11 protein-coding genes and 1 pseudogene are annotated in these 12,898 nt (G+C 70.3%); all 12 read left to right on the forward strand.

Annotated features, from left to right (window positions below; all coding sequences use genetic code 11):
* Positions 1-4: 4 nt before the first annotated feature.
* Positions 5-1,291, forward strand: coding sequence for a dihydroorotase (locus BG482_RS27880; RefSeq protein WP_069771914.1), 1,287 nt, complete (start codon positions 5-7; stop codon positions 1,289-1,291).
* Positions 1,246-1,878: a hypothetical protein gene (locus BG482_RS27885; RefSeq protein WP_079142227.1), complete on the forward strand. Its 633-nt coding sequence runs from the start codon at positions 1,246-1,248 to the stop codon at positions 1,876-1,878. Before BG482_RS27880 ends, BG482_RS27885 begins: the two co-directional genes overlap by 46 nt.
* The gene (carA, locus tag BG482_RS27890; RefSeq protein WP_069771916.1) at positions 1,875-3,017 is read left to right on the forward strand and encodes a glutamine-hydrolyzing carbamoyl-phosphate synthase small subunit; all 1,143 of its coding nucleotides are present in this window, start codon (positions 1,875-1,877) and stop codon (positions 3,015-3,017) included. Before BG482_RS27885 ends, carA begins: the two co-directional genes overlap by 4 nt.
* On the forward strand, positions 3,010-6,324 hold the full coding sequence (carB, locus tag BG482_RS27895) for a carbamoyl-phosphate synthase large subunit (RefSeq protein ID WP_069771917.1): 3,315 nt from the start codon (positions 3,010-3,012) through the stop codon (positions 6,322-6,324). The genes carA and carB overlap by 8 nt, the downstream gene beginning before the upstream one ends.
* 51 nt (positions 6,325-6,375) lie before the next feature.
* Positions 6,376-7,482 carry a quinone-dependent dihydroorotate dehydrogenase gene (locus BG482_RS27900; protein ID WP_069771918.1) on the forward strand — a complete coding sequence of 369 codons (1,107 nt, stop codon included), beginning with the start codon at positions 6,376-6,378 and terminating at the stop codon, positions 7,480-7,482.
* On the forward strand, positions 7,479-8,321 hold the full coding sequence (pyrF, locus tag BG482_RS27905) for an orotidine-5'-phosphate decarboxylase (RefSeq protein WP_069771919.1): 843 nt from the start codon (positions 7,479-7,481) through the stop codon (positions 8,319-8,321). Before BG482_RS27900 ends, pyrF begins: the two co-directional genes overlap by 4 nt.
* A 276-nt stretch (positions 8,322-8,597) precedes the next feature.
* Positions 8,598-8,921, forward strand: a complete 324-nt coding sequence (locus BG482_RS27910) for an integration host factor (RefSeq protein ID WP_003977346.1) — start codon at positions 8,598-8,600, stop codon at positions 8,919-8,921.
* Between the two features lie 60 nt (positions 8,922-8,981).
* Entirely contained in the window at positions 8,982-9,575 is a 594-nt protein-coding gene (gene gmk, locus BG482_RS27915; protein ID WP_069771920.1) for a guanylate kinase, read from the forward strand.
* Between the two features lie 70 nt (positions 9,576-9,645).
* Positions 9,646-9,918: a DNA-directed RNA polymerase subunit omega gene (gene rpoZ / locus BG482_RS27920; RefSeq protein ID WP_003988945.1), complete on the forward strand. Its 273-nt coding sequence runs from the start codon at positions 9,646-9,648 to the stop codon at positions 9,916-9,918.
* Between the two features lie 124 nt (positions 9,919-10,042).
* Positions 10,043-11,245 carry a bifunctional phosphopantothenoylcysteine decarboxylase/phosphopantothenate--cysteine ligase CoaBC gene (gene coaBC / locus BG482_RS27925; RefSeq protein WP_069771921.1) on the forward strand — a complete coding sequence of 401 codons (1,203 nt, stop codon included), beginning with the start codon at positions 10,043-10,045 and terminating at the stop codon, positions 11,243-11,245.
* Between the two features lie 240 nt (positions 11,246-11,485).
* Positions 11,486-11,728 (forward strand): annotated as a pseudogene (locus tag BG482_RS27930) (S-adenosylmethionine synthetase N-terminal domain-containing protein); the annotation flags it as partial.
* A gap of 19 nt (positions 11,729-11,747) precedes the next feature.
* On the forward strand, positions 11,748-12,898 hold a 1,151-nt coding region (metK, locus tag BG482_RS27935), incomplete at its 3' end, for a methionine adenosyltransferase (protein ID WP_079142231.1).

Genomic DNA, 12,898 nt, shown 5'->3' on the forward strand with positions numbered 1-12,898 from the left:
GAACATGAGCAAGATCCTGATCCGTGGTGCGCAGGTGCTCGGCGGCGAGCCGCAGGACGTCCTGATCGACGGTTCCACGATCGCCGAGGTGGGCGTCGGCCTGAGCGCCGAGGGCGCCGAGGTCGTCGAGGCCGCCGGCAAGGTGCTGCTGCCGGGCCTGGTCGACCTGCACACGCATCTGCGCGAGCCGGGCCGCGAGGACTCCGAGACCGTGCTGACCGGCACGCGCGCCGCGGCCTCCGGCGGCTACACGGCCGTCTTCGCCATGGCGAACACCTTCCCCGTCGCCGACACCGCCGGCGTGGTCGAGCAGGTCTACCGGCTCGGGCAGGAGCACGGCTACTGCGACGTGCAGCCCATCGGCGCGGTCACCGTCGGCCTGGAGGGCAGGAAGCTCGCCGAGCTCGGCGCCATGCACGAGTCGGCCGCCGGCGTCACCGTGTTCTCCGACGACGGCAAGTGCGTCGACGACGCCGTGATCATGCGCCGGGCCCTGGAGTACGTGAAGGCCTTCGGCGGGGTCGTCGCCCAGCACGCGCAGGAGCCGCGGCTGACCGAGGGCGCCCAGATGAACGAGGGCGTCGTCTCCGCCGAGCTCGGGCTCGGGGGGTGGCCCGCGGTGGCCGAGGAGTCGATCATCGCCCGGGACGTCCTGCTCGCCGAGCACGTCGGCTCCCGCGTCCACATCTGCCACCTCTCCACCGCCGGCTCGGTCGAGATCGTCCGCTGGGCCAAGTCCCGCGGCATCGACGTCACCGCCGAGGTCACCCCGCACCACCTGCTGCTGACCGACGAGCTGGTCCGGTCGTACGACCCGGTCTACAAGGTGAACCCGCCGCTGCGCACCGAGCGGGACGTGCTCGCCCTGCGCGAGGCCCTCGCCGACGGCACCATCGACATCGTGGCCACCGACCACGCCCCGCACCCGCACGAGGACAAGGACTGCGAGTGGGCCGCGGCCGCCATGGGCATGGTCGGCCTGGAGACCGCGCTGTCGGTGGTCCAGGAGACCATGGTGGAGACGGGCCTGCTGGACTGGGCCGGGGTCGCCGACCGCATGTCCTTCAAGCCCGCCCGGATCGGGCGGGCCACCGGGCACGGGCGTCCCGTCTCGGCTGGTGAGCCCGCCAACCTCACGCTGGTCGACACGGAATACCGTGGGTCCGTGGACCCCGCGGGCTTCGCCTCGCGCAGCCGGAACACCCCGTACGAGGGGCGTGAGCTGCCGGGCCGTGTCACGCACACATGGCTGCGGGGCAAGGCCACGCTCGTCGACGGGAAGCTCACGTGACATCTGCAGCACTACTGCTCGCGGCCGGGAAGGAATCGGCCGAAGTGACCGACTGGGCCGCGCGGATCGGCTGGGTGGTCGGCCTCGGCCTCTTCGTCGCGCTCGTCTACTGGCTGATGCGCGAGGGCTGGAAGTGGCGCGGCACGCTCCAGGGCGACCTGCCCGAGCTTCCCGCCGCGCCGTCCGAGCCCGGCGAGGCGAGACTGACGGTGTTGTCGATGAGCGGCCGCTACCACGGCACCACCACAGCGGGGCAGTGGCTCGACCGCATCGTGGCGCACGGCCTGGGCACCCGCAGCCGGGTCGAGCTCACCCTCACCGACGCGGGACTGGACGTCGTCCGCCCCGGCGCGAGCGACTTCTTCGTCCCGGCCGCGGCGCTGCGCGAGGCCCGGCTCGACAAGGGCATCGCCGGCAAGGTCCTCACCGAGGGCGGCCTGCTGGTGGTGACCTGGGCGCACGGCGACCGGCTGCTCGACTCCGGGTTCCGCTCGGACCACGCGGCCGAGCACGCCGCCTGGGTGGCCGCCATCAACTCAATGACCCACACGACGGAAACTCCGACGGAAACGGAAGGCGCACGATGACGACCTCCACAAGGGGAGCCGCGAAGGTTCCCGCCGTACTCGTCCTGGAGGACGGCCGGATCTTCCGCGGCCGTGCCTACGGGGCCGTGGGGGAGACCTTCGGCGAAGCGGTGTTCTCCACCGGCATGACCGGCTACCAGGAGACCCTCACCGACCCTTCGTACGACCGCCAGATCGTCGTGGCGACCGCCCCGCAGATCGGCAACACGGGCTGGAACGACGAGGACGACGAGTCGGGCCGCATCTGGGTCTCCGGCTATGTCGTGCGCGACCCCGCGCGCGTGCCCTCCAACTGGCGCGCCAAGCGCTCCCTGGACGATGAGCTCGTCGCCCAGGGCGTCGTCGGGATCTCCGGCGTCGACACCCGCGCCCTCACCCGCCATCTGCGCGAGCGCGGCTCGATGCGCGCCGGCGTCTTCTCCGGCGAGGCGATCGCCGCCGACGGCGAGCTCCTCGCACGCGTGCAGGCCCAGCCGCACATGAAGGGCGCGAGCCTCTACGAGGAGGTCGCCACCAAGGAGGCCTACGTCGTCCCGGCGGTCGGCGAGAAGCGGTTCACCGTCGCCGCCATCGACCTCGGCATCAAGGGCATGACCCCGCACCGCATGGCCGAGCGCGGCATCGAGGTGCACGTGCTGCCCGCGACGGCCTCGGCGGACGAGGTGTACGCCGTGAACCCCGACGGCGTGTTCTTCTCCAACGGGCCCGGCGACCCGGCCACCGCCGACGGTCCCGTGGCGCTGATGACCGAGGTGCTGGAGCGCAGGACGCCCCTGTTCGGCATCTGCTTCGGCAACCAGATCCTCGGCCGTGCCCTCGGCTTCGGCACGTACAAGCTGAAGTACGGCCACCGGGGCATCAACCAGCCGGTCCAGGACCGCACGACCGGCAAGGTCGAGGTCACCGCGCACAACCACGGCTTCGCCGTGGACGCGCCGCTCGACAAGGTCAGCGAGACGACGTTCGGCCGCGCCGAGGTCTCGCACGTCTGTCTGAACGACGACGTCGTGGAGGGGCTGCAGCTGCTCGACCAGCCGGCCTTCTCCGTCCAGTACCACCCCGAAGCGGCAGCGGGCCCGCACGACGCCGCCTACCTGTTCGACCGCTTCGTATCCCTGATGGAGGGCCAGCGTGCCTAAGCGCACCGATATCCAGTCCGTCCTGGTCATCGGCTCCGGCCCGATCGTCATCGGACAGGCCGCCGAGTTCGACTACTCCGGCACCCAGGCGTGCCGCATCCTGCGCGCCGAGGGCCTGCGGGTCGTCCTGGTCAACTCCAACCCGGCGACGATCATGACCGACCCGGAGATCGCCGACGCCACCTACGTCGAGCCGATCACCCCCGAGTTCGTCGAGAAGATCATCGCCAAGGAGCGGCCCGACGCCCTGCTGCCCACCCTGGGCGGCCAGACGGCCCTCAACACGGCGATCTCGCTCGCCGAGAACGGCGTCCTGGACAAGTACGGCGTCGAACTGATCGGCGCCAACGTCGAGGCCATCAACAAGGGCGAGGACCGCGACCTGTTCAAGGGCGTCGTGGAAGCCGTCCGCGCCAAGATCGGGCACGGCGAGTCGGCCCGCTCGGTCATCTGCCACACCATGGACGAGGTGATCGCCGGGGTCGACGAGCTCGGCGGCTACCCGGTCGTCGTGCGCCCCTCCTTCACCATGGGCGGCGCCGGCTCCGGCTTCGCCCACGACGAGGAGGAGCTGCGCCGCATCGCCGGCCAGGGGCTCACGCTCTCGCCGACCACCGAGGTGCTCCTGGAGGAGTCCATCCTCGGCTGGAAGGAGTACGAGCTGGAGCTGATGCGCGACAAGCACGACAACGTCGTGGTCGTCTGCTCCATCGAGAACTTCGACCCCATGGGCGTGCACACCGGCGACTCGATCACCGTCGCCCCCGCGATGACGCTGACCGACCGCGAGTACCAGGTGCTGCGCGACGTCGGCATCGCGATCATCCGCGAGGTCGGCGTCGACACCGGCGGCTGCAACATCCAGTTCGCGGTGAACCCCGAGGACGGCCGCGTCATCGTCATCGAGATGAACCCGCGCGTGTCGCGGTCCTCGGCGCTCGCCTCCAAGGCGACCGGCTTCCCGATCGCGAAGATCGCGGCCAAGCTCGCCGTCGGCTACACCCTCGACGAGATCCCCAACGACATCACGCGGGAGACCCCGGCCTCCTTCGAGCCCACGCTCGACTACGTGGTCGTCAAGGCCCCGCGCTTCGCCTTCGAGAAGTTCCCGAGCGCCGACTCCACGCTGACCACCACCATGAAGTCGGTCGGCGAGGCCATGGCCATCGGCCGCAACTTCACCGAGGCCTTCCAGAAGGCGCTGCGCTCGCTGGAGAAGAAGGGCAGCCAGTTCACGTTCGTCGGCGAGCCCGGCGACAAGGACGAACTGCTGCGCGAGGCCGTCCGGCCCACCGACGGGCGCATCAACACCGTCATGCAGGCCATCCGCGCGGGCGCCACGCCCGAGGAGGTCTTCGAGTACACCAAGATCGACCCCTGGTTCGTCGACCAGCTCTTCCTGATCAAGGAGACCGCCGACGAGCTGGCCGCCGCCGACCGCCTCGACGGCGAGCTGCTCGCCGAGGCCAAGCGGCACGGCTTCTCCGACGTGCAGATCGCCGAGATCCGCGGGCTGCGCGAGGACGTGGTGCGCGAGGTCCGCCACGCGCTGGGCGTACGGCCGGTCTACAAGACGGTCGACACCTGCGCCGCCGAGTTCGCCGCGAAGACGCCGTACTTCTACTCCTCCTACGACGAGGAGAGCGAGGTCGCTCCCCGCGAGAAGGCGGCCGTCATCATCCTGGGCTCCGGTCCGAACCGCATCGGCCAGGGCATCGAGTTCGACTACTCCTGCGTCCACGCCTCCTTCGCGCTGAGCGAGGCGGGCTACGAGACCGTGATGGTCAACTGCAACCCGGAGACCGTCTCCACCGACTACGACACCTCCGACCGTCTGTACTTCGAGCCGCTGACGCTCGAGGACGTGCTGGAGGTCGTGCACGCGGAGGCGCAGGCCGGCCCGATCGCCGGTGTCGTCGTCCAGCTCGGCGGACAGACCCCGCTCGGTCTGGCGCAGGCCCTGAAGGACAACGGCGTGCCGATCGTCGGCACCCCGCCCGAGGCCATCCACGCGGCCGAGGACCGGGGCGCCTTCGGACGGGTGCTCGCCGAGGCGGGCCTGCCGGCCCCCAAGCACGGCACCGCCACCACCTTCGCCGAGGCCAAGGCCATCGCGGACGAGATCGGCTATCCGGTTCTCGTACGGCCGTCGTACGTGCTCGGCGGCCGCGGCATGGAGATCGTCTACGACGAGACCCGGCTGTCGTCCTACATCGCCGAGTCCACCGAGATCAGCCCCACCCGGCCGGTCCTGGTCGACCGTTTCCTCGACGACGCCATCGAGATCGACGTCGACGCCCTGTACGACGGCGAGGAGCTGTACCTCGGCGGAGTGATGGAGCACATCGAAGAGGCCGGCATCCACTCCGGCGACTCGGCCTGCGCACTGCCCCCGATCACCCTCGGCGGCTTCGACATCAAGCGCCTGCGGGCGTCCACCGAGGCGATCGCCAAGGGCGTCGGCGTGCGCGGCCTGATCAACATTCAGTTCGCCATGGCGGGCGACATCCTCTACGTGCTGGAGGCCAACCCGCGCGCGTCGCGCACCGTGCCCTTCACCTCGAAGGCGACCGCGGTGCCGCTGGCGAAGGCCGCCGCCCGGATCTCGCTCGGCGCGACCGTCGCCGAGCTGCGCGCGGAAGGCCTGCTCCCGGCGACCGGCGACGGCGGCGAGCTGCCGCTGGACGCGCCGATCTCCGTCAAGGAGGCCGTGATGCCGTGGAGCCGCTTCCGGGACACCTCCGGCCGCGGCGTCGACACCGTCCTCGGCCCGGAGATGCGCTCCACCGGCGAGGTCATGGGCATCGACTCCGTCTTCGGCACCGCATACGCCAAGTCGCAGGCCGGCGCCTACGGTCCGCTGCCCACCAAGGGCCGCGCGTTCATCTCGGTCGCCAACCGCGACAAGCGGTCGATGATCTTCCCCGCGCGCGAGCTGGTCGCCCACGGCTTCGAGCTGCTCGCCACGTCCGGCACCGCCGAGGTCCTCAGGCGCAACGGCATCAACGCCACGGTGGTGCGCAAGCAGTCCGAGGGCACCGGACCCAACGGCGAGAAGACCATCGTCCAGTGCATCCACGACGGCGAGGTCGACCTCATCGTCAACACCCCGTACGGCACCGGCGGCCGCCTCGACGGCTACGAGATCCGCACGGCGGCCGTGGCGCGGTCCGTGCCGTGTCTGACGACGGTCCAGGCGCTCGCCGCCGCCGTCCAGGGCATCGACGCGCTCAACCACGGCGACGTGGGCGTGCGCTCGCTCCAGGAACACGCCGAACACCTGAATGCGGCCCGAGACCGCGACTAGCAGCGCTGAGGGGGACACCGGGAACGGTGTCCCCCTCTTCACGAGGGAACCATGTACAAGATCTTCTTCAATCTCGTCTTCAAGCGGATGGACCCCGAGCAGGCCCACCACCTGGCCTTCCGCTGGATCCGCCTCGCCGTCCGCGTCCCCGTGCTGCGCACCTTCGTGGCCGCCGCCTTCGCCCCCCGCTACGAAGAGCTCCGCACCGAGGCCTTCGGCCTGCGCATGCACGGCCCCTTCGGGCTCGCGGCCGGCTTCGACAAGAACGCGATCGCGATCGACGGCATGGCGATGCTCGGCTTCGACCACGTCGAGATCGGCACGGTCACCGGTGAGCCGCAGCCCGGCAACCCCAAGCGGCGGCTGTTCCGCCTCGTGAAGGACCGGGCGCTCATCAACCGGATGGGCTTCAACAACGAGGGCTCGCTGGCCGTCGCCGCGCGGCTGGCCTCCCGCACCCCCGTCTTCAAGCCCGTCGTCGGCGTCAACATCGGCAAGACCAAGGTCGTCCCCGAGGAGGAGGCCGTCGGCGACTACGTGAAGTCGGCCGAGCGGCTCGCCCCCTACGCCGACTACCTCGTCGTGAACGTGTCCTCGCCGAACACGCCCGGGCTGCGCAACCTGCAGGCCACCGAGGCGCTCCGGCCGCTGCTGAGCGCCGTGCGCGAGGCCGCCGACCGCGCGGTGGGCGCGCGCCGGGTCCCGCTGCTGGTGAAGATCGCCCCGGACCTGGCGGACGAGGACGTCGACGCGGTCGCCGACCTGGCCGTGGAGCTGGGCCTGGACGGGATCATCGCGACCAACACCACCGTCGAGCGCGAGGGCCTGGGGCTGACGTCCGACCCCTCGCTGGTGAAGGAGACCGGCGGACTGTCCGGAGCGCCCCTCAAGGCCCGCTCCCTGGAGGTGCTGCGCCGGCTCTACGCGCGCGTGGGCGACCGGATCACCCTGGTGGGCGTCGGCGGCGTCGAGGACGCCGAGGACGCCTGGCAGCGCATCCTGGCCGGGGCCACGCTGGTCCAGGGGTACAGCGCCTTCGTCTACGAAGGGCCGTTCTACGCTCGCGGCCTCCACAAGGGGCTCGCCGCCCGCCTGCGGACGAGCCCGCACGCCACCCTCGCCGACGCCGTCGGCGCCGACGTGAGGAAGACGGCATGACCCTGGAGCCCTTCGGCGCGCGACTGCGCCGTGCCATGGACGAGCGCGGTCCCCTGTGCGTCGGCATCGACCCGCACGCGTCCCTGCTCGCCGAGTGGGGTCTGAACGACGACGTGGCCGGTCTGGAGCGGTTCAGCCGCACGGTCGTCGAGGCGACCGCGGACCGGGTCGCCCTGCTGAAGCCGCAGAGCGCCTTCTTCGAGCGGTTCGGCTCGCGCGGGGTCGCCGTCCTGGAGAGGACGGTGCAGGAGGCGCGGGCGGCCGGCGCGCTGGTCGTCATGGACGCCAAGCGTGGCGACATCGGCTCGACCATGGCCGCCTACGCCGAGTCCTTCCTGCACAAGGACGCGCCGTTGTTCTCCGACGCCCTCACCGTCTCGCCGTACCTCGGCTACGGATCGCTCGCCCCGGCGGTGGCGCTGGCCCGGGAGAGCGGCGCCGGGCTGTTCGTGCTGGCGCTCACCTCCAACCCGGAGGGCGGCGAGGTGCAGCACGCGGTACGCGCCGACGGGCGGAACGTGGGCGCGACGATGCTCGCGCACCTGGCGGCGGAGAACGCGGGGGAGGAGCCGCTGGGCTCCTTCGGGGCGGTCGTGGGCGCCACGCTGGGCGATCTCTCGGCGTACGACCTCGACGTCAACGGGCCGCTCCTCGCGCCCGGCGTCGGCGCCCAGGGGGCGACCCCGGCCGATCTGCCGCGGGCCTTCGGGACCGCGGTGCGCAACGTGGTGCCGAACGTGAGCCGGGGTGTGTTGCGTCACGGTCCCGACGTGGTCGCTCTGCGTGACGCCGTGGAGCGGTTCGCGCGAGAAGTGCGGACCGCCGTGACCTCCGTCTGACGGGCTCCGGCCGTCCGACCGGGGGCTCGATCGGGCGGCCGGTGGTCGACTTGAGCCTGGATACATTCTCAAATCCGGGGCACTATGTCTTAAATGTCCGGCCCTACGGAGGCTGACCAGGACTTTTCCTCTGTTCTCGCTGACTCTGGCGGAGTTGGCCGCTAGTCTCCGACGGAGAGTGAACGGGCAAGCGTGTTGTCCGGCTCACCTGGTGAGGGACGACTAGGTTCCTCACCGGTCCGTATCCGACAGTTCGACATCCGAGGTGACGTAGGCGTGGCTCTTCCGCCCCTTACCCCCGAACAGCGCGCAGCCGCGCTCGAAAAGGCCGCCGCGGCTCGCCGGGAGCGGGCCGAGGTCAAGAATCGACTCAAGCACTCCGGCGCCTCTCTTCACGAGGTCATCAAGCAGGGTCAGGAAAACGACGTCATCGGCAAGATGAAGGTCTCCGCCCTCCTGGAGTCGCTCCCGGGCGTGGGCAAGGTCCGCGCCAAGCAGATCATGGAGCGACTCGGCATCTCCGAGAGCCGCCGTGTACGCGGCCTCGGTTCCAACCAGATCGCCTCCCTGGAGCGTGAGTTCGGCAGCACCGGCTCCTGATTCCCGGGTCTTGCCGGTAGGGAGTCCCGGGCACTCCGGGATTGCTGGAATAATCGCTGCATGGCTGCAACATTCCGGGGGACGACCCCCGAGCCCCCGGACGTACGTCCGCGGCTGACCGTGCTCTCCGGCCCCTCCGGGGTCGGCAAGAGCACGGTCGTCGCTCATATGCGCAAGGAACACCCCGAGGTCTGGCTCTCGGTGTCGGCGACGACCCGCAAGCCCCGCCCCGGCGAGCAGCACGGCGTCCACTACTTCTTCGTCACCGACGAGGAGATGGACAAGCTGATCGCCAACGGCGAGCTGCTGGAGTGGGCCGAGTTCGCCGGCAACCGGTACGGCACTCCGCGCGCCGCCGTGCTGGAGCGCCTGGAGTCGGGCGAGCCGGTGCTGCTGGAGATCGATCTCCAGGGCGCCCGGCAGGTCCGCGAGTCCATGTCCGACGCCCAGCTGGTGTTCCTGGCTCCGCCGTCCTGGGAGGAGCTGGTGCGCAGACTCACCGGGCGGGGCACCGAACCGCCCGAGGTCATCGAGCGCCGCCTGGCGGCGGCGAAGATCGAACTCGCGGCCGAGCCGGAGTTCGACGAGACCCTGGTCAACACCTCCGTCGAGGACGTGGCGCGTGAGCTGCTAGCCTTGATGGATGTTGTGTGATCGCGGATTCGTGCTCTTCGCGGCCTCTGTGATCACGACCGGTCTTTTCCCATCCATCGGAAGGTAGAGCGTGTCCTCTTCCATCTCCGCGCCCGAGGGCATCATCAACCCGCCGATCGACGAGCTCCTCGAGGCCACCGACTCGAAGTACAGCCTCGTGATCTACGCGGCCAAGCGGGCCCGCCAGATCAACGCGTACTACTCGCAGCTCGGCGAGGGCCTCCTCGAGTACGTCGGTCCGCTCGTGGACACCCACGTCCACGAGAAGCCGCTCTCGATCGCCCTCCGCGAGATCAACGCCGGACTGCTGACGTCCGAGGCCGTCGAAGGCCCCGCCCAGTAGTATTTTCGGCTCGCAGTTGGTTTTTCCACAGGCCCGGCAGCACGACTGCCGGGCCTGTGGTGTGTGATGGACTCGTACGCCGGGAGCCACGGCGGACGAAATCGTCGAGGTCCGGGGAGAGACGGTGGACACACCGAAGGTCGTTCTGGGGGTCAGCGGCGGCATCGCCGCCTACAAGGCCTGTGAGCTGCTGCGCCGGCTGACGGAGTCGGGTCATGACGTGCGCGTCGTCCCCACCGCCTCCGCGCTGCACTTCGTCGGCGCCGCCACCTGGTCCGCCCTGTCCGGCCACCCGGTCTCCACCGAGGTGTGGGACGACGTCCACGAGGTACCGCACGTCCGTATCGGCCAGCACGCCGACCTGGTCGTCGTCGCTCCGGCCACCGCCGACATGCTCGCCAAGGCCGCCCACGGCCTGGCCGACGACCTCCTCACCAACACCCTCCTCACGGCCCGCTGCCCGGTCGTCTTCGCCCCCGCGATGCACACTGAGATGTGGGAGCACCCGGCCACCCAGGAGAACGTGGCGACACTGCGCCGCCGGGGCGCCGTCGTGATCGAACCGGCCGTCGGCCGGCTCACCGGCGTCGACACCGGCAAGGGCCGCCTGCCCGACCCCGGCGAGATCTTCGAGGTCTGCCGCCGCGTCCTGGCCCGGGGCGTGCGCGAACCCGACCTGGCCGGCCGGCATGTCGTGGTCAGCGCCGGCGGCACCCGCGAACCCCTCGACCCGGTCCGCTTCCTCGGCAACCGCTCCTCCGGCAAGCAGGGCTACGCGCTGGCCCGCACCGCCGCCGCCCGTGGCGCCCGTGTCACCCTCGTCGCGGCCAACACCGGCCTGCCCGACCCGGCGGGGGTCGACGTCGTACAGGTCGGCACGGCCGTGCACCTGCGCGAGGCCGTCCTGAAGGCGGCCGCCGACGCCGACGCGGTCGTCATGGCGGCCGCCGTAGCCGATTTCCGGCCGGAGACCTACACGGCCGGAAAGATCAAGAAGAAGGACGGCAAGGAACCGGACCCGATCGTCCTCGTGCGAAATCCGGACATCCTCGCGGAGCTGTCCGCCGACCGGGCGCGCGCCGATCAGGTGGTCGTCGGCTTCGCCGCCGAGACCGACGACGTCCTGGCCAACGGCCGGACGAAGCTGCGGCGCAAGGGGTGCGATCTGCTGGTGGTGAACGAGGTGGGAGAGCGCAGGACATTCGGCTCCGAGGAGAACGAGGCCGTTGTGCTGGGCGCCGACGGCAGTGAAACGCCCGTGCCCCACGGCCCCAAGGAGGCCCTGGCCGAAATCGTATGGGACCTGGTGACGCGGCGACTGAGCTGACTGTTTGATGCGCTTCATCGTCGCCTCCCACCCGGCTCGATTCCGGCGCGGCGCCCCTGGCCAAGGGTGCTCGGCCTCCGGCAGAATGCCCGTGCCGCAGGTCACAGCGCTCCCGAGAGGCGAGACGGGTGGGCCGGTGGCGGGGTATGACCGATAAACTGTTCTCGGACGACGCCGGGCGCAGCTCCCGTCGCGTCCGCCCATGATCAGCCAGCAGCCGCTGCAACCCCAGGGAGCGTTGTGTCCCGTCGCCTGTTCACTTCGGAGTCTGTGACCGAGGGTCACCCCGACAAGATCGCTGACCAGATCAGCGACACCATTCTCGATGCCCTGCTGCGTGAGGACCCGACCTCCCGGGTCGCCGTCGAGACCCTGATCACGACCGGTCTGGTGCATGTGGCCGGCGAGGTCACGACCAAGGCCTACGCGCCGATCCCCCAGCTGGTGCGCGACAAGATCCTCGAGATCGGCTACGACTCCTCCAAGAAGGGCTTCTCGTCGCCTGTTCACTTCGGAGTCTGTGACCGAGGGTCACCCCGACAAGATCGCTGACCAGATCAGCGACACCATTCTCGATGCCCTGCTGCGTGAGGACCCGACCTCCCGGGTCGCCGTCGAGACCCTGATCACGACCGGTCTGGTGCATGTGGCCGGCGAGGTCACGACCAAGGCCTACGCGCCGATCCCCCAGCTGGTGCGCGACAAGATCCTCGAGATCGGCTACGACTCCTCCAAGAAGGGCTTCGACGGCGCGTCCTGCGGCGTCTCGGTGTCCATCGGCGCGCAGTCCCCGGACATCGCCCAGGGCGTCGACACCGCGTACGAGAACCGCGTCGAGGGCGACGAGGACGAGCTGGACCGGCAGGGCGCGGGCGACCAGGGCCTGATGTTCGGCTACGCCTCCGACGAGACGCCGACCCTGATGCCGCTGCCGATCTTCCTGGCGCACCGGTTGTCGAAGCGTCTGTCGGACGTCCGCAAGAACGGGACCATCCCCTACCTGCGCCCCGACGGCAAGACCCAGGTCACCATCGAGTACGACGGCGACAAGGCGGTCCGGCTGGACACCGTCGTSGTGTCCTCGCAGCACGCGTCCGACATCGACCTGGACTCGCTGCTGACCCCCGACATCCGCGAGTTCGTCGTGGAGCCGGAGCTCAAGGCGCTCCTGGACGACGGGATCAAGCTGGACACGGAGAACTACCGTCTGCTGGTGAACCCGACCGGGCGCTTCGAGATCGGCGGCCCGATGGGCGACGCCGGCCTCACCGGCCGCAAGATCATCATCGACACCTACGGCGGCATGGCCCGCCACGGCGGCGGCGCCTTCTCGGGCAAGGACCCGTCCAAGGTGGACCGCTCGGCCGCCTACGCGATGCGCTGGGTGGCGAAGAACGTGGTCGCGGCGGGTCTCGCGGCCCGCTGCGAGGTCCAGGTCGCCTACGCGATCGGCAAGGCCGAGCCGGTCGGTCTGTTCATCGAGACCTTCGGCACCGCCAAGATCGACGCCGAGAAGATCGAGAAGGCCATCGACGAGGTCTTCGACCTCCGCCCGGCCGCGATCATCCGCGACCTCGACCTGCTGCGCCCGATCTACGCCCAGACCGCCGCTTACGGCCACTTCGGCCGTGAGCTGCCCGACTTCACCTGGGA

Origin of the sequence: Streptomyces sp. LUP30 (genome assembly GCF_001746365.1) — a bacterium.
Taxonomy (GTDB): Bacteria; Actinomycetota; Actinomycetes; order Streptomycetales; family Streptomycetaceae; genus Streptomyces.

Excerpts from the sequence above, each read along its gene's own strand:
- gmk (WP_069771920.1), top strand. The coding sequence starts at position 8,982 with ATGGCTGCAACATTCCGGGGGACGACCCCCGAGCCCCCGGACGTACGT.
- pyrF (WP_069771919.1), top strand. The coding sequence starts at position 7,479 with ATGACCCTGGAGCCCTTCGGCGCGCGACTGCGCCGTGCCATGGACGAG.
- carA (WP_069771916.1), top strand. The coding sequence starts at position 1,875 with ATGACGACCTCCACAAGGGGAGCCGCGAAGGTTCCCGCCGTACTCGTC.
- BG482_RS27885 (WP_079142227.1), top strand. The coding sequence starts at position 1,246 with ATGGCTGCGGGGCAAGGCCACGCTCGTCGACGGGAAGCTCACGTGACA.
- BG482_RS27900 (WP_069771918.1), top strand. The coding sequence starts at position 6,376 with ATGTACAAGATCTTCTTCAATCTCGTCTTCAAGCGGATGGACCCCGAG.
- BG482_RS27880 (WP_069771914.1), top strand. The coding sequence starts at position 5 with ATGAGCAAGATCCTGATCCGTGGTGCGCAGGTGCTCGGCGGCGAGCCG.